This window comes from Nocardia arseniciresistens (genome assembly GCF_046764875.1).
In the GTDB taxonomy this organism is placed as follows: Bacteria; Actinomycetota; Actinomycetes; order Mycobacteriales; family Mycobacteriaceae; genus Nocardia; species Nocardia arseniciresistens.
The window spans coordinates 254160-275359 of sequence record NZ_JBKORD010000006.1; the positions used below are offsets into that span (position 1 = coordinate 254160).

Annotated in this window: 19 protein-coding genes; 8 read left to right on the forward strand and 11 right to left on the reverse strand. The window is 65.8% G+C overall.

The window, feature by feature from the left end; all coding sequences use genetic code 11:
• Complete coding sequence (locus ACLMAJ_RS13195) at positions 1–1434, forward strand: amino acid permease (RefSeq protein ID WP_412013917.1); 1434 nt, start codon at positions 1–3, stop codon at positions 1432–1434.
• Positions 1435–1493: 59 nt separating this feature from the next.
• On the opposite strand, the gene ACLMAJ_RS13200 is transcribed toward ACLMAJ_RS13195, so the two are convergent.
• Positions 1494–2444 (reverse strand): DMT family transporter, encoded by a 951-nt coding sequence (locus ACLMAJ_RS13200; protein ID WP_412013918.1) that lies wholly within the window; start codon positions 2442–2444, stop codon positions 1494–1496.
• Positions 2445–2728: 284 nt separating this feature from the next.
• Here ACLMAJ_RS13200 and ACLMAJ_RS13205 point away from each other — a divergent pair, with 284 nt between their 5' ends.
• Positions 2729–3223 carry an Lrp/AsnC family transcriptional regulator gene (locus tag ACLMAJ_RS13205; RefSeq protein ID WP_412014079.1) on the forward strand — a complete coding sequence of 165 codons (495 nt, stop codon included), beginning with the start codon at positions 2729–2731 and terminating at the stop codon, positions 3221–3223.
• Here the strand turns inward: ACLMAJ_RS13205 and ald are convergent.
• Positions 3220–4326 carry an alanine dehydrogenase gene (ald, locus tag ACLMAJ_RS13210; protein ID WP_412013919.1) on the reverse strand — a complete coding sequence of 369 codons (1107 nt, stop codon included), beginning with the start codon at positions 4324–4326 and terminating at the stop codon, positions 3220–3222. The two genes, ACLMAJ_RS13205 and ald, sit on opposite strands and share 4 nt — an antisense overlap.
• A 209-nt stretch (positions 4327–4535) precedes the next feature.
• Positions 4536–5060, reverse strand: a complete 525-nt coding sequence (locus tag ACLMAJ_RS13215; RefSeq protein WP_412013920.1) for a PadR family transcriptional regulator — start codon at positions 5058–5060, stop codon at positions 4536–4538.
• A gap of 98 nt (positions 5061–5158) precedes the next feature.
• Between ACLMAJ_RS13215 and ACLMAJ_RS13220 the strand changes: the two genes are divergently transcribed.
• Positions 5159–5719 carry a hypothetical protein gene (locus ACLMAJ_RS13220; protein ID WP_412013921.1) on the forward strand — a complete coding sequence of 187 codons (561 nt, stop codon included), beginning with the start codon at positions 5159–5161 and terminating at the stop codon, positions 5717–5719.
• Positions 5720–5746: 27 nt separating this feature from the next.
• Positions 5747–7057: a carotenoid oxygenase family protein gene (locus ACLMAJ_RS13225; RefSeq protein WP_412013922.1), complete on the forward strand. Its 1311-nt coding sequence runs from the start codon at positions 5747–5749 to the stop codon at positions 7055–7057.
• A 34-nt stretch (positions 7058–7091) separates the two neighbouring features.
• On the opposite strand, the gene ACLMAJ_RS13230 is transcribed toward ACLMAJ_RS13225, so the two are convergent.
• From ACLMAJ_RS13230 to ACLMAJ_RS13245, 4 genes are all read right to left on the reverse strand, one after another.
• Positions 7092–8588, reverse strand: a complete 1497-nt coding sequence (locus ACLMAJ_RS13230) for a bifunctional phosphatase PAP2/diacylglycerol kinase family protein (RefSeq protein WP_412013923.1) — start codon at positions 8586–8588, stop codon at positions 7092–7094.
• A gap of 87 nt (positions 8589–8675) precedes the next feature.
• The gene (locus ACLMAJ_RS13235; RefSeq protein WP_412013924.1) at positions 8676–9119 is read right to left on the reverse strand and encodes a hypothetical protein; all 444 of its coding nucleotides are present in this window, start codon (positions 9117–9119) and stop codon (positions 8676–8678) included.
• Positions 9120–9356: 237 nt separating this feature from the next.
• Positions 9357–10331, reverse strand: coding sequence for an NAD(P)H-dependent flavin oxidoreductase (locus tag ACLMAJ_RS13240; protein WP_412013925.1), 975 nt, complete (start codon positions 10329–10331; stop codon positions 9357–9359).
• Between the two features lie 89 nt (positions 10332–10420).
• Positions 10421–11977, reverse strand: a complete 1557-nt coding sequence (locus tag ACLMAJ_RS13245) for a phytoene desaturase family protein (RefSeq protein WP_412013926.1) — start codon at positions 11975–11977, stop codon at positions 10421–10423.
• A 264-nt stretch (positions 11978–12241) separates the two neighbouring features.
• On the opposite strand from ACLMAJ_RS13245, the gene ACLMAJ_RS13250 reads away from it, so the two are divergent.
• The 4 genes from ACLMAJ_RS13250 (at position 12242) to ACLMAJ_RS13265 (ending at position 17928) form a co-directional block, all read left to right on the forward strand.
• Positions 12242–13819 carry an amino acid permease gene (locus ACLMAJ_RS13250; protein WP_412013927.1) on the forward strand — a complete coding sequence of 526 codons (1578 nt, stop codon included), beginning with the start codon at positions 12242–12244 and terminating at the stop codon, positions 13817–13819.
• Between the two features lie 381 nt (positions 13820–14200).
• Positions 14201–16042, forward strand: a complete 1842-nt coding sequence (locus ACLMAJ_RS13255; protein WP_412014080.1) for an alkyl/aryl-sulfatase — start codon at positions 14201–14203, stop codon at positions 16040–16042.
• Positions 16043–16159: 117 nt separating this feature from the next.
• Positions 16160–16378, forward strand: coding sequence for a hypothetical protein (locus tag ACLMAJ_RS13260; RefSeq protein ID WP_412013928.1), 219 nt, complete (start codon positions 16160–16162; stop codon positions 16376–16378).
• Between the two features lie 131 nt (positions 16379–16509).
• Positions 16510–17928 (forward strand): amidase, encoded by a 1419-nt coding sequence (locus ACLMAJ_RS13265; protein ID WP_412013929.1) that lies wholly within the window; start codon positions 16510–16512, stop codon positions 17926–17928.
• A gap of 248 nt (positions 17929–18176) precedes the next feature.
• Here ACLMAJ_RS13265 and ACLMAJ_RS13270 read toward each other — a convergent pair whose 3' ends face one another.
• The 4 genes from ACLMAJ_RS13270 to ACLMAJ_RS13285 are packed head-to-tail and all read right to left on the reverse strand — an operon-like array spanning position 18177 to position 21042.
• Positions 18177–18782 (reverse strand): GTP-binding protein, encoded by a 606-nt coding sequence (locus ACLMAJ_RS13270; RefSeq protein ID WP_412013930.1) that lies wholly within the window; start codon positions 18780–18782, stop codon positions 18177–18179.
• Positions 18757–19107 (reverse strand): DUF742 domain-containing protein, encoded by a 351-nt coding sequence (locus ACLMAJ_RS13275; protein WP_412013931.1) that lies wholly within the window; start codon positions 19105–19107, stop codon positions 18757–18759. Before ACLMAJ_RS13275 ends, ACLMAJ_RS13270 begins: the two co-directional genes overlap by 26 nt.
• Before the next feature lie 34 nt (positions 19108–19141).
• Entirely contained in the window at positions 19142–19576 is a 435-nt protein-coding gene (locus ACLMAJ_RS13280; protein WP_412013932.1) for a roadblock/LC7 domain-containing protein, read from the reverse strand.
• Positions 19576–21042 (reverse strand): ATP-binding protein, encoded by a 1467-nt coding sequence (locus tag ACLMAJ_RS13285; protein WP_412013933.1) that lies wholly within the window; start codon positions 21040–21042, stop codon positions 19576–19578. The genes ACLMAJ_RS13280 and ACLMAJ_RS13285 overlap by 1 nt, the downstream gene beginning before the upstream one ends.
• Positions 21043–21200 lie beyond the last annotated feature (158 nt).

Sequence of the window (21200 nt, forward strand, 5' to 3'; positions counted from 1 at the left end):
ATGTCGATCGCGGAGTTGCGCAGCCAAATGCTGCGCCGCAAACCCCTTGGGCAAGTCGACGACGATACGCCCGCCGACGAGCAACTCTCGCGATCGCTCGGACTGTGGCAGCTCACGGCGATCGGCGTCGGCGGCATCATCGGCGCGGGCATTTTCACCCTCGCCGGTTCGGTCGCGCACTCCGTCACCGGTCCCTCGGTGCTCATCTCGTTCCTGATCGCCGGTGTCGCCAGCGCCGCCGCCGCGCTCTGCTACGCCGAGTTCGCGGGCATGGTGCCCAAAGCCGGGTCCGCGTACACCTACGGTTATGTCTCACTCGGTGAGATCGCGGGCTGGTTCATCGGCTGGGATCTGCTGCTCGAATACATCGCGGTGGCGGCGGTCGTCGCCATCGGCGTATCGGGGTACTTCCGATTCCTGCTCGAACAGATCGACATCAGCCTGCCGGACTGGATGATGGGTGCGCACGGCACCGGCAACGGCCATGTGGTCGATGTGTTCGCCATGCTGTTCTGTCTGGGCACCGCGTGGCTGCTTTCGCGTGGCATCAGGAGCGTCGGCCGGTTCGAGACCGTCGCGGTCGGCATCAAGGTCGCCCTTGTCGTGCTCATCGTCGTGCTCGGGGTCTTCCACATCGACAGCGCCAACTACACCCCGTACTTCCCCTTCGGCGCCGGCGCGGTCTGGACCGGTGCGGCGACCGTGTTCTTCGCCGTGTTCGGCTACGACGCGATGAGCACCGCCGCGGAGGAATCCGTCGACGGCAAGAAGCACCTTCCCAAGGCCATCATCTACTCCCTCGCCATCGCGATGGTGCTGTACGTCCTTGCCACGCTGGTGTTGACCGGCATGCAGAAGTACAGCGAGATCAGTCCGACGAGCGGCTTCTCCACCGCGTTCGAATCGGTCGGCATGCCGGGCATCGCGAACATCATCGCGATCGGCGCCATCGTCGGCATCGTGACCGTGGTGCTGACCTTCATGCTCGGTGTGACCCGCGTGTGGTTCGCCATGAGCCGCGACGGGCTGCTGCCCGAATGGTTCGCCAAGACGCACCCCGTTCGCAAGGTGCCGACCAGGGTCACCTGGATCGTCGGTTTCGGCGCAGCGGCGATGGCGGGTCTGCTCGACATCACCGTGGTCGCCGAACTGACCAATATCGGCATTCTGATGGCCTTCATCGTGGTATCGGTGGCGGTGATCGTGCTGCGGCGCACCAGGCCCGAGGTGCCGAGGGAGTTCAAGTTGCCGTTCATGCCGGTGATTCCGGTCATCGGCATCGGCTTCTCGATCTACCTGATCTGGTCGCTGCCGTGGCAGACCTGGGTGCGCTTTCTGGTCTGGCTGGTTGTCGGACTTGTCGTCTACTTCGCCTACTCCCGCAACCACTCCAAGCTCAACGCGGGCGCTGACAAGACAGCGACCGCAGGCTGATGAGGGGCGACGGGGCCGGCGCGTATTCGCGCCGGCCCCGTCGTTTTATCGCTTGCCCGCTACCTGCCTCCGCCCCGATCGCGCCGGGCCCGCGCGGGCGCGGCGAGTGCCACCAGGGCGAGTGCGACCAGCACCAGACCACACCAGGCCACGATCGGCAGGCGCTCACCGAGCACGACGACACCGAGGATCGCCGCAACCGCAGGCTCAGCGAAGGTCATGGTGATGACCACCTGCGCCGTGGTGTGGCGCAAGGCGTAGCCGAACAGCCGATAGGCGACGAACGTCGGAAACACCGCCAGATGCACCGCCACCGCCGCCCCGCGCAGCGTGCCGAGCCACGACATATCGGTGCACAGCACGACCGGCAGCACCAACAGGCCACCGATGCCGAACATCCTGCCGAGCACGGAGTTCGACGCATGGCCTCGCGCAATGAGTTTCGCGCTGATCAGCGAGTAGACGGCATAGGAAAGCCCGGCCACGGCGGCGAGCGCGATGCCGACGACATTCATCGGGGCGGTGCCACCGGTCAGCTCGGGTCCGAGCACCAGGACTCCGCAGCCGAGCACCGCCGCCGCGGTCGCGCACAACCAGCGCCTGCTCGGCCGGGCTCGCCCGATCATCCAGGCCAGCAGTCCGGCGAACACCGGCGCGCTGCCCAGGGTGACCACGGTGGCGACGGCCACGCCCGTTCGCGCCACGGCGGGATAGAAGGTGAGCGGATATCCCGCTATCGCAAGCGCCCCGAACAGCAGCAACCGATGCTCGGCGCGAGTGCACCGCAGGCGGGCACCGCCGTTGGAAACAAGGAGCAGGAGACCGCCGAGGACCAGGCCCGCCGACCCGATGGCAGCGGCGGGAGCACCGGCCGGAGCCAAGGAGCTCGCGGTGCCCGTCGTACCCCAGAACACCGAGGCGGCGAGGATGGGCAGCGGCCCGCTGAAGAAGCTGGACCTCGGTCGTCGGGTGGAACTGGAAACAGGCAGAGTGGTAATGCGATTCGGCACAGTCGTGAACTTCCGTCGTCGAATTCCGGTGGGAGATGGATTCGAAACGGGCGCACGACACAGCCCTGACCGCCCTGATGGGTCAGCCGGGAGTGCTTGTCAAGAATTCAGCAGGTGCGCCCGGTCAGGCGCACGGCGGCGGAGTGACAACATGCCAGTACGTGTTCACCGGTCGATGGTATACCGAGGCGGACAGAAAGAGCTGTCGAATATTGTTTGTCGAGAGCGCGATCCGGCGAACGATGTTCTGTACCGTCGAGGTTGTGCGGAAGAACGAGACGCCTGTGGTGCCGGTCGTCGCCAGCAAGCCGAGTCAGGTCGTTCCGATCGACGACATCGACCGGGTCCTGCTCGACGAACTCGCGCGCGACGGGCGGATCACGAACAACGCGCTGGCGGCCATCGCCGGGATCGCGCCGTCGACCTGCCTCGGACGGGTGCGTTCACTGGTCGAGCGCGGTGTGATCAGGGGATTCCACGCCGACATCGATCCGGCCGCGCTCGGCCGTAACCTCCAGGCCATGATCGCGGTGCGCGTGCACGGCAACGCGCGCCAGCACCTCGCCGAGTTCGGGGAGCAATTATCCGAACTCGACGAGGTGCTGAATGTGTATTTCATCGCGGGCGCCGACGACTATCTGATCCATGTCGCCACGGCGAATACCGATGGGCTGCGGGTCTTCGTGCTCAACCATCTGAGCGCGCATCCCGCGGTCGCCTCGACCGAGACGATCCTCATCTTCGAGCACATTCGACCGCGAAACCGGATATTCCCCTAGGCGGCCAGGTGTTGTGCCACGTAATGGTGTGCGGCCGCGACGGATTCGGACAGCAGCACACCCTTGTGGGTGCTCAGGCCGTTCGAGAGGCCGGGATCCGCCGACGTCGCCTCGCGCCAGCCACGCTCGGCGAGTGAAATCACATACGGCAGTGTGGCATTGGTAAGCGCGACGGTCGAGGTGTACGGCACCGCGCCGGGCATGTTGGCAACGCAGTAGAAGACCGACTCGTGCACCCGGTAGGTCGGGTCCGCGTGGGTCGTCGGCCGAGAATCCTCGAAGCAACCGCCCTGGTCGATCGCGATGTCGACCAGCACGGAACCCGGCTTCATCTGCGCGACAAGGTCATTGGACACCAGCGTGGGCGCTTTCGCGCCAGGGACCAGCACTGCGCCGATCACCAGATCGGCTTCACCGACCAGATTCTCCACCTCGAAGCTGTTGGAGATGATGGTCCGAACCTGCCCCCGGTATCGGGCGTCGACTTCGCGCAGCCGGGCGATATTCAGGTCGAGGACGGTCACATCCGCGTGCATGCCCACGGCGACGGCGATCGCATTGCTACCGGAGACACCCGCGCCGAGCACGACCACCTTCGCGGGCCGCGCACCGGGCACACCACCCATCAGCACGCCGCGTCCGCCGCCACTGCGCATCAGGTGGTAGGCGCCCGCTTGCGGAGCCAACCGGCCCGCGACTTCGCTCATCGGAGCCAGCAGTGGCAGCGAACCGTCTCGACCGGTCACCGTTTCGTAGGCAATCGAGGTGATGCCGGACTTCAGCAGCGCGTCGGTGCAGTCCTTCGACGCCGCGAGATGCAGGTAGGTGAACAGCACCTGGTCTGGCCGCATTCGCGAATACTCTTCTGCCACCGGCTCTTTCACCTTGAGCACGAGGTCGGCGGTGTCCCAGACCTCGTCGGCCGATGCCAGCACGCGCGCGCCGAGGACCCCATACGCCTCGTCCTCGAATGCCGATCCGCGCCCGGCGTCCGCCTCGATGTACACCTCGTGCCCGCGGGAAACCAGCTCGTGCACCCCGGCGGGCGTGCACGCGACCCGGTATTCGTGATTTTTGACCTCGCGAGGAATTCCGATCTTCACCAAGACTCCTGAACATCGATTCGGTGGACTACGAACAGCGACCCCGGGTGAGGTGGGAATCACTACAGGAGAAAGTATGAAGATTATGCAAGATCAGGTCTAGATGGATGAATATAGTTCTCAGATTGACCAGTGTTTACGCCGCAAATTCACATCCGGGCGATCCATGGACATGCTGCTCGAAACATCTTCGGGCGCGTGGCGGTGCGCTACCGCTCGACCGGCGGCAGCTGTTCGCGTGCCCACCGCGCCCACTGCTGATTCATGACATAGAAGCGCTCGCCCCACCCAAGTGCCATTCGGCCATAGGTGGACAGGTCGTCGTCCCCCCAATCGGTAGCTGCCTTCACCTCGGCGAGGGCCGCAAGCCCCTCGGCGGATCCCGCCTCGATGTCGGAGAGGTATTCGCGGGCCTGCGCGGGCGGAATGACGCCGAGGAAGAAGACGCGCAGCAGTACCTCGTTGCGCACCACACGTTTCGGCTTGGTGTCGGTCAACCAGTGCCGCAGATCGGCTCGGCCCGTATCGGTGAGCGTGTATTCCTTGCGACCGCGTGGCCCTTCGTCGGAAACGGCGATCAGCTCGGCGTCGGCCAGCTTACTGAGCTCGGTATAGATCTGACTCTGTGTGGCCGGCCAGACATTGGCCAGCGAACCCTTGAAGCGCTGTAGCAGGTCATAACCACTGGCCGGGCGATCGGCGAGCAGTCCGAGCAGGGCGTATCGAAGGCTCATGCCCCTACCTTACATTCCACTATTGACATGTTGCCACAGCACTCTCTACTTTGGACATGTCAGAACTGGAATGTCACGGCACGAGGAGCATCACGAACATGTCGTACCTGCGCACCTTCGCACCCTGGATCGTCTACGCCGTGGTCCCGTCCGCGCACTGGCAGTGGGCGGCACTGATCGCATTCGGCATCTCCGCCGTCACCATCACGCAGCAGACCAGAGCGGGCCTTCGCGTCGAAGCTCAGATCATCGACATCGGATCGGCCATCTTCTTCGCCGCACTGACGGTGCTGGCCTTCGCCGACCCGAACACCGCTCTGCACCCGTACTCCCCCGCCATATCCTCGGGCGTGCTCGCGCTGATCGCGGGCATTTCACTGGCCGCGCGGGTGCCGTTCACACTGGGCATCGCCAAGCAGACCACGCCGCCCGAGCTCTGGGAGCACCCGGTCTTCGTCCGCACCGCCTACATCATCACCGCCATGTGGACCGCGAGCTTCGTCATCGGCTGCCTCGCCCTCGTCGTCCTCGCCCACGCGTCTTCGACCGTGCGGACCTGCACCCAGGTGGCCGCGTTCGTGATCCCCGTCGTTTTCACCATCCGCTACGTCGCCTATATCCAGGGCAAGGCGAAAGCCCTCGGCGAGCCCGCTTCCTGATCTCCCGCAACCAGATCGGTACCGACCATGACCACACCGCTGCCCCATCTGATCGGCAATTACGCGCCTGTCACCGAGGAGCTCACCGCCTACGACCTGCCGGTGACCGGCCGGATTCCGGCCGAGTTGAGCGGCTGGTACCTGCGCAACGGCCCCAACCCGCACGCCGCGGCCTCGCCACACTGGTTCCTCGGCGACGGAATGGTGCACGGTGTCCGGCTCGAGAACGGGCGCGCCGTGTCCTACCGCAACCGCTGGGTCCACACCACAACCTTCACCGACAATGCCCAAGGCTACGACAGCCGAGGCAACAGGGATCTGACGGCCGGCGTCGCCAACACCCACATCGTCCGGCACGCCGGACGCACGCTCGCGCTCGTCGAATCGTCGTACCCCTACGAGCTGACCTGCGAGCTGGACACCGTGGGCCCCTATGACTTTCACGGCGAGCTGCGCACCGCGATGACCGCGCACCCGAAGACCTGCCCGACCACCGGCGAGCTGCATTTCTTCGGCTACGAAGTACTCGGCCCGACCTACCTGACCTACCATCGCGCCGACGCCGCGGGCAATCTGGTGCTCAGCCGTCCCGTCGATGTGCCCGCCGCCACCATGCACCACGACTTCATCCTGACCACCGAGCATGTCGTATTCATGGATCTGCCGGTGGTTTTCGATCAAGAGACCGCGAAAACCGGTGTGGGAATGGCATTCCGGTGGCGCGATGACTACCAGGCCCGCCTCGGGGTGCTGCGCCGCGACGATCCACTCGGCGCGATCCAATGGTTCCCGATAGATCCCTGCTACGTCTTCCACTCGCTCAACGCCCACGACGAGCCGGGACGCATCGTGGCGCACGTGATGCGCTACCCACAGTTGTGGCGCACCGAATCGCACACCTTCGACCAGGCCAACCTCTGGCGCTGGACCATCGACCTGACCACCGGCACGGTCACCGAGGAGCAACTCGACGATCGCGCCGCGGAATTCCCTCGGATAGACGATCGGCTCGCCGGACTGAACACACGCTTCGGACACGTCACGGTCTCCGGCGAATCCGGCGCAGGCGCGCTGATCCGCTATGACCTGCACACCGGAAGCCATACCGCACACGAGTTCGGCGCGGGTCACCTACCAGGCGAAGCCGCCTTCGCACCCGCCGATGGGCAACCCGGCGGCAACGGCTACCTGATGACCTACGTCTACAACCCCGACACCGGTCGCAGCGACCTGACCATTCTCGATACGACAGACCTGGCCGCACCCCCGGTCGCCACCGTCCACCTACCCGCCCGCATCCCGCACGGCTTTCACGGCAACTGGCTGCCCGACCGGTGACCGTGCCGAAAGGGCAACCGCGAGGTCAGCGGCCCTAGTCGTAGGGACGGAACAGGGTAAGCGCGGCCGGTTGGCTGGTGAAGGTGAAATCTTTACCGCGGTGGTCGACTTCGCCGTCGGTGGCCAACGAGACGGGAAAGTCGGCTACGCCGACATCGAGACGGTCGGCCCGGCGGTGGACATAGGTCGCCGAACGTTCCAGTGTTCCGGTGAGGGTGGCCCAGATCAGGCGGGTGCGCGAGAAGGCGACATCGGCGCGCAGGTAGCGGATGTCGAGAGTGCCGCGATGAATCTCGGGGCGTGACATCGGGATCTGGTGCGACGGATGGTAGCCGCCGTTGCCGACGAACAGCATCCAGATGGCGGTGCTCGCGCCGTCGATGGTGGCATGCAAGGGCTGCGCACCGAACAGCAGTCTTACCATGGCGATTCCCGCGGCAGGCCATTTACCCAGGCGCGCCTCCCACCGCTCACGCATCCGGACGAAGTCCGGGTAGCCGCCGAGACTGGCTGTGTTGATGAAGGTTCGAGGCTCGGAACGGTCGAATTGCACGTGGGCGGTGTCGATCAGGACCGTCTCCCCCGCGTCGAGTGCGTCGAGCGTCCGTGTCATGTCCTCCACGCCCGCGTCACGGGCGAAGTGGTTGAGTGTGCCGCCCGCGAATACCGCCAGCGGCAGCCGATGCTCAACGGCGGCGGCGGCCACGCTCGACACGGTCCCGTCACCGCCGAGTACACCGAGGGCGACGATGCGCTCTCGGCTCAGCAGGTCGTCGATGCGCGCGGCGAGATCGATATCGGGTTCGAGTTCGAGGACCTGTGCCGCGGGCAGGCGCTTACGCAGTATTTGCAGCACCTCGTCGCCCGCGCCACTGCCGGACTGTGGATTGCCGACCAGCAGCAGCCCGTTCCCGTCCAGCACCGGCTCGATACGCGTGACCGGTCCGAGTGTGGCGGGATCGTCGGGGCGCGCCGCCCACCAGCGACGCGTCGTCAGTGCGATGGCACCGCCGAGCAGTGCACCCGCCACCACATCCGACGGCCAGTGCACCCCGATGTGCACACGTGAGTAGCCGACCGCGAGCGCTATCGGCGCCACCACCGCGCCCGCGGCCGGTGATTCGAGAGCGACCCCTGTCACGAAGGCCGCCGCGGACGCGGCATGTCCCGAAGGAAACGACGAGGACACCGGCGGAGAAACCAGCCTGCGCACGAACGGAACCGACTCGTCCGGCGGACGGCGTCGCGGAAACAATGGTTTGGCAATGCCATTGGCCACCGCGCTTGCCACACCCACCGCGAGCAGCCCGCGCACCGCGCCACGCCGCGGCGCACGACCGCCGACCACGACGAGGCCCGCGGCCACACCCACCCACAATCGACTGTGATTGGCGCTCATGCTCAGTGCGCGCAGGAACCGATCGGCAGAGGTCGGGCGTACCCGCGCACTGCGATCCACGAGCAACCGATCCAGCCCGTTCGTGAGCCCTTTCGGCTGCGTACTCGAGGTCCCGGTCTTTCGGCGTCGCATCGTCGAAGCCTATCGAGGCGCGCAATCGCGCGCCGCCGCACCCGCCGCCGACTACTTCGGCGGCACGCAGATGTGTGCCGTCACGGGTCAGCCGCCGAACACAACGCAGGACCAGCCGACATGGGCGCCGGTGCCGACCCGGATATCCACTGTCGCGACGATCGTATTGTTCGGCAGTTGGAGGGCGGCGAGGGTGTGCCTGCCCACCGTGGTCGGAGTCCAGGTGAAGTGGGCGACGCCGCCCGAGGGCGCGATGCCGCCGAGCGCGACACCGTTGTCATAGAAGAACACCGGGTCGACGGCCTGAGTGAGGATGGCCTCCAACGTGTAGGCGCACCCGGTCCCGTAGTTCGTCGCCATTCCGTAGGCGTTGTCGGGGAAAACTCCTAGCTGGCGCACCGCAGCGCCCGCGGTCGGTGTGGCGAACGATATAGCGGCTGTCGCCGCCGCGAGTGTCGCGGCACCGGTCAAAGCGCGCAGCCGCCAACGCCCGGCGGTACGGGTCCTGGTTCCGAATGTCCGGTAGGTCATGCCTCGAGTCCTCATCGTTCGACGCCGGAGCCCGAGCATCGGCGCGATATCTCGAATCGTCGATCTACCAGGGCATATATTGCACAAATCACCACATAGCAGCTGCCTGCGGCAGTTGTCCCGCGCGAACGATGATATCGGCTGGACCCGGTCCGGCAGCGTGTTTACCGACCCGATTCGGGAAATCTCCGCAGGTCAGCCGCACGGGCCCGCACCTGGAGGGTAGGTGCGGAGATGTCATTCCGGCGCGGATGCGCACCTTTTCGCGGTGTCCATGATCGCCTTCTCGGCATCGTGGGCGATGCGACCGACGAGGTCTGCCGCGGATTCGAGGCCGGTGATGAGATCCACGGCCTCTCCTGCCCACACCGGGGCATAGTTCAGGTCTTCGCGCTCGGCCGCATCTCGATATTCCTGTAGCGCAACGGAATCACCGGCCAGTTCGTCCTCGCGGCCGTGCCAGCGATCGAGGAACGGGTTGCGCAGGGTGCGAGCGGGATACTCGGCGGGCCATGCGGACCCGCGCGCGATGTCGAGGGCCCGATTGCGTTCGGTATCGCTCGCGTGCGCCTCGACAATGGCTTTGGCTTCCGACACGGAGATCAGTGCCTCATGGGTCGCCTCGAAGCGAGTTCCGATGAGTGCACCGGCGGCACCGAGGGTGAGCGCGGCGGCGAGACCCCGCCCGTCAGCGATGCCACCGGCGGCGAGCACCGGTGTCGCCCCCGCCAGATCGACAACGGTCGGCACGAACGGCAGCGTCGCTCGATGACCGCAGTGCCCGCCTGCCTCACTGCCCTGCGCGATGAGCACGTCCGCGCCGGCGTCGAGCGCGCGAGTGGCCTCGTCGGTGTTGGTGACCTGCACAAGCAGCCGGATTCCGGCGTCGCGGATGGCGGCTGCGTACGGGGCCGGGTCGCCGAAAGACAACATGATCGCCCGAGGGCCACGCTCGATCACCGACCGCACAGTGTCGATATCGACCGCCCAGATCAGCAGGCCGATGCCCCACGGCCGCTCGGTACCGGCGGCCGCGAGCCCACATTCGCGATCGAGCCACGCACGCTCGCCCGCGCCGGAGCCGATCAACCCGAGCCCACCTGCCTCGGACACCGCCGAGGCCAACACGCCTCCTGCGACACCGCCCATCGGCGCGAGCACGATGGGATGCTCGATGCCGAACATCTCGGTCAGATCCGTCCGCAGCGCCATCGCCGCCCCTTCGCCCGTCGTCGATACCTATCGGCCAAACGATATCCCCGACGGACGGACGTGGGTGTGGCGGTCGACCAAGGAGTCGTTCACGTGACACGCGGTGACTCGAGCACGGCCATGGCCGCGTTGTGGCCGGGGATCCCGCTGACACCGCCACCGCGCACCGCGCCTGCGCCGCACAGGAATACGGTGCGGTGGCCGGTCGCCACACCCCACCGGGTCGCGGGATCGTTGTCCGCGTTGTCAGCTCGGTAGGGGAAGGCCAGATCTCGGTGGAAGATGTGGCCACCGGGCAGACCTACCTCGCGTTCCAGGTCCGATGGGGATTTCGCCTCGACACACGGGGCACCGCTCTCGTCGAGAGCGAGGCAATCGGCGATCGGCTCGGCGAGCACCGCATCGAACTGCGCGAGTGTGGCTTTCACCGCCGCAGCCTTGGCGGCGTCCGGGTCGGCCTCGAAAAGCCGTGCAGGCGTGTGCAATCCGAACAAGGTCAGGGTGTGCAGTCCGGCCGCGTTCGGAGCGAGTATCGAGGAATCGGTCAGGGTGTGGCAATAGATCTCCGACGGTGGCACGGTAGGGATCTGTCCGCTCGCCGCCTCACGATAGGCCCGGTCCAGTTGCGCATACGATTCGGCGATATGGAAGGTGCCTGCGAATGCCTCGCGCGGGTCGACGGCCGTGTTACGTAATCGCGGCAGCCGCCGCAGGACCATATTCACTTTGAGCTGGGAGCCTTCGGGTTTCGGCTGCTCCGGCTCTTCGCCGATCAGCCGTCGCAACTCGTATGGTGCGGCGTTGACCAGCACATGCCCCGCCGCCACCGCACCACCCCGATAGCGCACTTCGGTAGCGACGCCATCGGTTTCGACAGCGGTCACCTCGCAATCGGTGACCAGTTCCGCACCCGAGGACCGCGCGGCGGTGGCAAGTGCGTCGGTGAGCGCACCCATGCCGCCGATCGGCACATCCCAGTCACCGGTGCCGCCGCCGATCACGTGATAGAGGAAGCACCGGTTCTGGCGCAGCTCCGGATCGTGTGCGTGGGTGAAGGTTCCGATGAGGGCGTCGGTGAGTACCACGCCGCGCACCGTGTCATCGGCGAACTCCGCCTCGATCGTCTCGCCAAGGGGCCGCTCGAACAGTGCCGCCCAGGTAGCTGAGTCGCCAACGATGTCTTGCAGTTGCGCCCGCGAGGGAAGCGGCTCGGTCAATGTCGGGAACACCCGCTGAGCGAGCACGCCGGTCATCCCGTAGAACCGCTGCCACGCCTCGAAGTCACGATCGTCCCCTGTCAGCCGGGCGAAGCCGGCCCGCGTCCTGGTCGCCGACCCGGTATCGATCAACAGACCACCGTCACCCACCGGCGTGAACGAAGAGATTCGCCGACGCCGCGTGGCGAACCGCAACCCGAGCTCCCGCACGATCTGCTGCGGCAACAAACTGACCAGATACGAATACCGCGACACCCGCACGTCGACACCCGCGAACACCCGCGCCGACACCGCCGCGCCGCCGGTCAGCCGCTGCCGCTCGAGCACCAGCACCGACCGCCCCGCCCGCGCCAGATAGGCGGCAGCCACCAGCCCGTTGTGGCCGCCGCCGACAACAACCACGTCATACGACGAACGCGTCGGCTTCATCCGTCCTCAATACCACGAACCGACACGACAAGCGCTGTATCGGCATCGCTGCGGCAACAATGACCCGCCCTGGCCGATGTACGCACCGGTCGACGCCGGGGAGGCCGGCGCGCTCGCCTGGGGTAGGCAGAGCGGCGGGTAACGGGCGTGGGTCGGTGGTGAATCCGGCGGGTTTCGATATTTTCCTGCGATTGACCAGCGTTCACTTCAGACTTATCTTCTGCAAACGCCGTATGAGGGCAGCGTTTTCACCCGGGAGCAAATATGAACCGAGCCCAGTCACCGCAATCGCAATCTCCGTCGGACGACGAACGCAGGCTCGCCGAACTCGGCTACAAACAAGAACTATCCAGATCCTGGTCGGGATTCTCGAACTTCGCCATCAGCTTCACCATCGTCTCGATCCTGACGGGCGGACTGGCAAGTTACGGAATCGGGCTCGCCAACGGTGGCCCCATCACGATGGCCTGGGGTTGGCCGCTGGTCTCGGTGATGGTGTTGTTCATCGGCCTGGCGATGGCCGAATTGGCGTCGGCCTACCCGACTTCCGGCGGCCTGTACTGGTGGGCTTCGCAGCTCGGCGGGCCGGCGTGGGGGTGGTTCACCGGATGGTTCAACCTGATCGGCCAGATCGCGGTGACCGCGGCCATCGATTACGGCGCGGCCATCTTCGCCACCGCGGTACTGAACGTAATCGGTATCGACATCGGAACGGACCGCACCGCAATATTCTTTGTCTACATCGTCATACTGGTGCTGCACGCGGTGCTGAACGCGATCGGGCCGCACTTGTCCGCGGTGATCAACAACATCTCGGCCTGGTGGCACGTCGGCGGGGTGGCGATCTTCGTCATCGTGCTCGGATTCGGCGCGAGCCACCATCAGAGCGCCGGCTTCGTATTCACCGAAACCGTCGACAACAGCGCGGTCGGCTTCGGCGGGGTGGCGTTCAGCTTCCTGCTCGGATTGCTGCACGCGCAATACACCTTCACCGGCTACGACGCCTCGGCACATATGTCGGAGGAAACCCACGACGCGGCGCGCACGGCGGCCAAGGGCATCATCAACACGATCATCGTGTCGGCGGTCGCGGGCTATCTGCTCATTCTGGCAGTGACCTTCGCGATCCCGAATCTCGACGATGCGCTCGATCCGGAGAAGAACAGCGGCTACCCGGTGATCTACATCCTGGAGAATTCGCTGAATTCGTTCTGGTCGGGCCTGCTGCTGATCATCGCGGCGATCGCCCAGTTGTTCTGCGGATACGCCTCGGTCACTTCCGCCTCCCGCATGCTGTTCGCGTTCTCCCGCGACGGCGCGGTGCCGGGATCGGCACTCTGGAGCAAACTTTCCGCACGAAAGGTCCCGGTGAACGCGGTGCTGTTCATCTCGTTCTTCGCTTTCGTGCTGCTGATTCCATCCATGCTGGTACCCGCGGCGAACGCGCCGACCGCATACGCCGCAGCCACCTCGGTCGCGACCATCGGCCTGTACATCGCCTATGGCATCCCGATCCTGTTGCGGCAGCTGCACGGCAGCAGATTCCACACCGGCCCTTGGCAACTCGGCACCTGGTATCGGCCTATCGGCATCGTCGCACTGATCTGGATCGTGTTCATCAGCCTGCTGTTCATCCTGCCGACCGATGATCGCGGCTATCCGTGGAACAGCGATTTCACCTGGAACACAGTGAATTACGCGCCGATCACGTTGGTCGTGGTGGTCGGCGCGATCGGGATCTGGTGGCTGCTGTCGGCAAGGCACTGGTTCACCGGACCGAAGCGAACAGTTACCGAAACGCCGCCCGCCGGAATATCGGAGGACGAGGCACCCGTCAGTTGACGATCGGGAAGTTCACAGGATTTCCGCTTTCCGGTCGAAGGGTTCCGAGCTCTAGCACTCAGTACTATATTGCATTCTTAGTGCAATAGTGGATACTATGGGCTACCAGACAGCAACATCGCGCGATGTTGCCGTGAGCAGCCAATCGGATCGAGACGGGAATCGAGAATGGTCGACGGTGATCGCGGGAACGAGGGCGGCAAACAAGGGGCTCGTGTCTCACGCCGAGGGGTCTTCGGCGTCGGCGCCGCCGCACTCGCGGTGGCGGGCGTCGGCGTCGGGCTGACTGGATGCGGCGACTCGGACGAGGTCGATCCGTCCTCATCACCGACCGAGCCTTCCGGTCACATCGCCGACGCGAACAAGCAGGTCTCGGCCACCATGCCCTTCTCCGACACAGCCGACTTCGCCGACGCCGACCGCGGATTCGTCGCCGCGCTCGAGCCGGGCGTCGTCAAGGACGGCGCGGGAAAGGTCATGTGGGACAACGATTCCTACGGCTTCCTACACGCCCCGTGTCCGCTGTCGGTGAATCCGAGCCTGTGGCGGCAGTCCCAGCTGACCGTCAAACAGGGCCTATATGAGATCGCGCCCGGTTTCTATCAGGTCCGCGGCCTCGATCTGTCCAATATGACGCTCATCGAGGGCGATACCGGTGTGGTCGTCATCGACCCGCTGATCTCCACCGAAACCGCGGCGGCCGGTCTCGCCCTCTATCGCGCGCAGCGCGGGAATCGCCCGGTCACGGGCCTGATCTATTCGCACGCGCACGTCGACCACTTCGGCGGCGCCATGGGCGTCACCACCAGAGAGGCCGTCGCCGCGGGTCGCTGCCCAGTGCTGGCGCCGTCCGGATTCCTCGAGCACGCGGTGGCGGAGAACATCTACGCGGGCACCGCGATGGCGCGACGCGCCGCGTACATGTACGGCGCTGCCCTGCCGCGCGGCCCCAAGGGCCAGGTCGGCGCGGGCCTCGGTCAGACAACCTCGATCGGCACCACCACCCTGATCGACCCGACCCTCGACATCACCCACACCGGCCAGGAAGAGACCATCGACGGTGTGCGCATGGTGTTCCAGATGACACCGGGCACCGAAGCGCCCTCGGAGATGAACTTCTACTTCCCCGACCGCCGAATCCTCTGTATGGCCGAAAACGCCACGCACACACTGCACAACATCGTGACGCTGCGCGGCGCACTGGTTCGCGACCCGCACGTGTGGTCCAGGTACCTGACCGAGTCGATCAATCTCTACGCGCGCAACTCGGATGTCGTGTTCTCCTCACATCATTGGCCGATGTGGGGCACCGACAGGATCGTGGGATTCCTGTCACTGCAACGGGATCTCTACGGCTACCTCAACGATCAGACGCTGCGACTGCTCAACCAAGGCTATGTCGGTAGTGAGATCGCGGAAATGATCCAACTGCCGCCCGCGATCACCGAGAACTGGTCCACTCACGGCTATTACGGCTCGGTGAGCCACAACGTCAAGGCGATCTATCAGCGGTACATGGGCTGGTTCGACGGCAACCCCGCCCACCTGTGGGAGCATCCGCCCGTCGAGTCCGCGAAACGACACGTCGAGGCCATGGGCGGCGCGAACGAGGTACTGAAGAAGGCGCAAAAGGCCTACGCCGCAGGCGATTACCGCTGGGTCACCCAAATGGTGAACTACGTGATCTTCGCCGATCCCGACAACGCCAAGGCAAAGAACATGCAGGCCAGCGCCTTCGAACAACTCGCATACGGTGCCGAGAACGGCACCTGGCGCAACTTCTATCTCAGCGGCGCTCATGAACTGCGCAACGGCTCGTTCGGCACCCCGACCAAGGCCGATGCGCAAGGCATGCTTTCCGCACTCACCGTGGACCAGGCCTTCGACGCGATCTCCCTGTTCATCGACGGGCCGAAGGCATGGGACATCGACGTCGTCACCGATTGGCGATTCCGCGATGCCGACAACCGTACGCAACGCACCGAAATACGCAACGGCGTACTCATCCACTACGCCCGCACCGCCGAGGACAACCTGCCCGCCCCCGACGCGACCGTCACCCTGACCCGGGCCGCGTTCGCGAAAACCATGCTCACGGGCGGGAACATGCAGGAGGCGGTCCTGAAGGGCGACATCACCATCGACGGCGACCTCGCCGCTCTGAAGCAGCTCTCGGGACTATTCGACAAGCCCGACCCGAACTTCGCGATCGTCACCCCATAGGACAGGCGAGCTGCCACGCCCCGCACCTGCCGACAACCTCAACGGCGGGTCGGACAACCCGGTAGCAGGCGGCGCGCCGTAGCCTGGCGGCGACGGATCCCGACGAAAGATCAGCCCATGCCCGAACAACCACCTGCGACCGCGCCGCAGGATGCGGTCGCGATCCTGCGCCGCTGGCAGGACTCCGGGACCATGTGGCGAGTAGTCGGCCGACGCGCGGGGCAGCTGACTATCGGGCTGTTCCAGTGCACCGGCGGTGAAGAGGTGGATCGGATTGTCTCCAGCGATCCGGCGCTGCTGCGGTTCGTCGGAGATCGGGGCAGCAGCGAGGATTGAGGCGGGTGCTACGGCCGGTCGCGGTTGACACGCCGAGTGAGTCGGCGTGTACTCGGCAGCTGAACATTCGTCCGGCGAGTCGCTGATGCGATTGTTGCGACGCTCCGTCTCCAGCACCGAAAGGAACCCCGATGACCGAGGATACGAGCGCGCACAGTGGGGAGCGGGCTTTCATCGGGGTTGCGGAGCAGACCGCGGCCGTCCGGACGGGTCGGACGTCGGCGGTCGAGCTGACCGAGCAGACACTCACTCGGATCGAGCGGTGGCAGCCTCGGTTGAACGCGTTCACCCAGGTGCTCACCGATCGGGCGCTGGCTCAGGCTCGGGCGCTCGATGATCGGCAAGCGCGCGGGGAGGAACTCGGGCCGTTGCACGGGGTGCCGATCGCGGTCAAGGACGAGGTCGATGTCGAGGGCGTGCCAACGACTTTCGGCGGCGCGGGCAATACCGTGCCCGCCACGGCGGACGGTGAGATGGTGCGCAGGCTCAGGGCGGCCGGTGCGATCATCGTCGGTAAGACCACCTTGCCGGAGTTCGGAACCTGGCCCTTCACCGAATCCGCCGCACACGGCTACACCCGCAATCCGTGGGACACCACACGCACGACCGGCGGCTCGAGCGGTGGCTCCGCGGCAGCTGTGGCAACCGGTATCGTCGCGGCCGCGACCGGCGGCGACGGCGGCGGGTCGATCCGGATACCGGCGGCGTACTGCGGTCTGTTCGGCCTGAAGCCGCAGCGGGGGCGGGTCAGTACCGCGCCGCACCGCGACCTGTGGCGAGCACTGGGCACACTCGGTGTGCTCACCAGAACGGTCGCAGACAGCGCGCTGCTCTACGAGGTGATCAGCGGCAGTACCGCGACCGATCGCTGGCAGGCGCTCGAAACCGGTTTCGCCGTTACCGAACCCACCGGTCCGCTGCGGATCGCGGTGTCGCTGCGCTGCGCCGTTCCAGGCGTCCGCCCCGATCCGGAATGTGTTGCGGCCGTTCGCGCTATGGCAGAGGCACTAGCCGAGCTCGGCCATCACGTCGAGGACTTCGAGCCGAGCTACCCGGATGTCACCTCCGCCTTCCTCCCGCAATTCCTCGGCGGCATCAGGGAAGAGACCGACCAGGTCGATCGCCCGGACCTGCTCGAGCGGCGCACCCGCACGATCGCGGCCATCGCCCGTGTCGTCGCACCAGAACCGGTACTGCGATGGGCCGAACGGCGGGGCGAGCAGGTCGCGGCAACGATCAACACCGTGTTCGACCGCTACGACTTCGTGCTCACCCCGACGCTGCCCCACCTCCCAGGACCGGTAGGTCGACTGGACAACCTGGGAGTAGTGCGCGCCATGCGGCGCAGCATCCCCATGACCAGCTACACGGCGCTCTGGAATGTGACGGGCAACCCGGCCGCCGCAATTCCGGCAGGCTGGTCCCCCACCGGCCTGCCCCTCAGCGTCCAGCTGATCGGCCGACCCAACGACGAACTCGGAATCCTGCGCGTCGCCACACAACTCGAACAAGCGCGGCCGTGGGCCGACCGCTGGCCCGACTTTTCCTGACGCCGACCACCGATTCACCGTCGACACGCCCGACGGTCATGCCTACGACGAGGAGCACCGCCCCGTCGCGGGGACAACGCTGGAGCAGGCCATGCGACTGTTGCACACGCGCCACCGGGGAACCGCAGATGAGCTCACCGCCATCGACACTCCCCCGGCAACCCGAACGCGAACTACAGCAGGCGCTGACGCACCTGCTCGCCCTCGCCTCTGTCTCATGACCTGTTCCAGCGGCGCGTCCCTTGTGGTTACCTCCGTGACTCCTGACGCTGGAACAGGAATTCGACGAGGGTGATCATCGACCGCAGGCACGTACTCCTATCGCGGGCGTCGAGAGTCGTCAGCGGAGTGCCCGGCGTGAGGTCGAGCGCGTCCCTGATCTCTTCGAGCGGAAAACGTTGGGAGCCCTCGAACTGATTGACCGCCACCGAGTACGCCACGCCGCGTTCCTCGAGCACCGACAGCACCTCATCGGCCTTCTCGATACGCCGGGTATCGACGAGCACCAGAGCGCCGAGGGCTCCGCGGGCCAGCTCTTCCCACAGCGGTACAAAGCGCTTCTGGCCCGGTGTCCCGAAAAGGTATAGCGCGAGTTCCGGATTGAGCGTGATGCGGCCGAAGTCCATCGCGACGGTCGTCTGCGACTTACCCGGCAACCCCGCCATATCGTCGACACCGACACTTGCCTCGGTGATCGTCTCCTCGGTGCGCAACGGCTTGATCTCCGAGAGGCTGTTCACGAAGGTCGTCTTGCCGACACCGAAATTGCCTGCGACCAATAGCTTTACCGACCTGACAACGGTGTCGGGAACATAGTCGACGTCGCGCTCAGGCCGGGAGAGCACGGAGTCCATTGAGTACCTCCTCCAGCAAAGAAATTCCCGGCTTGACAGCGGCCGGGCGGGGCATGACGAGGTGCTCGCTGTCGAGCAAATCAGAGACGACGATCTTCACCACCGAAGGCGGTAGATCGAGATACGCTGCGATCTCCGCGATCGACAGCGCGCTGCGGCGACTGCACAGGTTCAGCACCTGGCGTGCGTCGGGAGTAACACCGGGCGTCGGATCCTTGTTGACCAATACCAAAGTCACCAAGTCCAATTCGCGCGTGGGCCGCGTCCGGCCTCCGGTCCGCACATACGCACGGACCAGATCCGGATCCCGCCGCGACCCACTCACGACTGCGCCTTACCAGCGCTCGATTGCGCCGCGCTCACGGCAAGCCGCCGCTATCAGCCCTTCCACGTGGCTGGCTGCCGAGCTCGTGCCCGACCCGCCCGGCAAGCTCGTTCATGCGGTGCGCAACGAGGCCGACATCGGCGTCGGTGTTGGTGGCAACGCCGAGCAGCGCGCCCTCACCCGCCGCGGTGATGAGGATCATCCCCTGGTCGTACTCGGTCATGTTCTGGCGCACCCCATTACCGACGCCGCCGCAGAACTCGCCGAGCGCCTTGCCGAGTGACCGCAGACCCGAGGCGGCGGCCGCGAATCGTTCCGCGTCGTCCTTCGACACACCGCCGGAGTGCGCGATCCGCAGGCCGTCTTCGGAGAGCAGCACGGCGAATCGGACACCCGGGGCATTCAGATCCTCGAGTAGCCACCCCAGCTTGTTGGTGCTGTCGGCCCCCGCCGTAATCGGTGTGCCCATCAGGATGTCAGCCCTTCGGTGTGGTCGGATGGGGTGTTCTCAGCGATCGGCAAACTGTCGGTCGCGGCAGCGCGACCGGTCTTGGAGCCGCTTTGCCAGGCTGCCGCGATATCAGGTCGCGCTGTTCCGGGTTCGGTCTCGGCGCGCTCCACGCCGACCTCGACCGGTGCCGTCGTCCTGCGCCGACGCTTGGGCAGGCCGCCGCTGGTGATCTCGTGCACCGAGAACGGCTGGTCTTCGACCTGCTGCTCGTGTGCGCCGACCGCAACCGGTACCGGCGCAGGCTCGACGGGAGCAGGCGCGGGAGCGGGAGCGGGAGCGGCCGCAGCCGCGCCGCCGCCATTGTTTGACTGTTGTGCCACGAGCAGAGCTTCAGGGATGTACACCATCGCGCGCATACCGCCATAGACGTTGGGGCCATCGATGTAGACGGTGAACCCGTAGCGCCGCGCTAGCGCCGCGATACCAGGGAAACCGACTCTTGGCGACGGGCCGAGCTGGTGGATGTCGACCGGGCGTTCGTGCGCGAGCACCTGTCGCGCTTCCTCCATCTGCTCGGGGTTCATTCGTACGCCCGCGTCGTCGACGATGACGGTGACGCCGTGATGACCCTCCTGGAAGGTGACGTCGACGTACGACGTCGGTGGCGAATAACGCAGCGCGTTGTCGAGCAACGTTGCGAGGGTGTGCACGAGCGGTTCCACCGCTCGGCTGATGACAATGCGATCGAGCTGGTTGGGTCGCACGCGCAGGTAGTCACGCACACGGCCGGTCGCGCCGCCGACGACATCGGTGAGCGACTGCGCGGGCCAGCGACGGCCGGGCAGGCCACCACACACGATGACGTAGGACTGCGCCTGGCGCAGCATCTGCTGAACGGTGTGGTCGATGCGAGTGAGAGTCGCATAGATGTCGTCGTCTCGGTGTTCACGCAGCGCGGCGCTGACCACCTGGCTGACGTCCGCACCGAGGCTGACCACCGAGGTGCCGAAGGATCGCACCGCCGCACTTGTCGCGGCGCGCGACGAGGATTCGACCTCGGCACGCGCGGATTCCTGCGCGGTCTTGACCGTCGTGACCGCCTGCTCCTCGGCCTCGCGGCTACTCGATTCTCGTGTTTCGATCTGTAGGAGTCTCAGCTCGTCGGCGTAGCGCTCGGCGGTCCATCGCAGGAGCTGCGCGAACCGCGAATTCTCCATGCCTGCCGGCGCCTCGACCGTCGGCGCGGCAAGCTCACCGCGCCGGACCGCCTCGGACACCGAGGGCAGCGTGGTGACCGCTAAGTGTTCGACGGATTCTTCGAGTACTCGGTTTTGTTGTGTCAGTGCGTCATGTTGCTGTGCCAGCGCATCCGCACGCGTCCGCTGTTGCCTGGCGGATTGCGCCAAGTACAACGCGGCCGCCACGGCAAGTACCAGCGCGGGAGCGAGGATCCATGAAAGCACCACGGCGATATCTTGATTCATCAGTTCTCTCGTCGTTTTCGGGCTCTAGGCTCACCGGACAAGCCGGGCCACGTCACGGTCTGTGTCGAGACTTCTGTGCGGTTCCTCTGGGTGCCACAGGCTTCTGCCACAGCGCTCGTCTCGCCTTCCTCGCGACGCCGACCATGAGCAACCCTGGT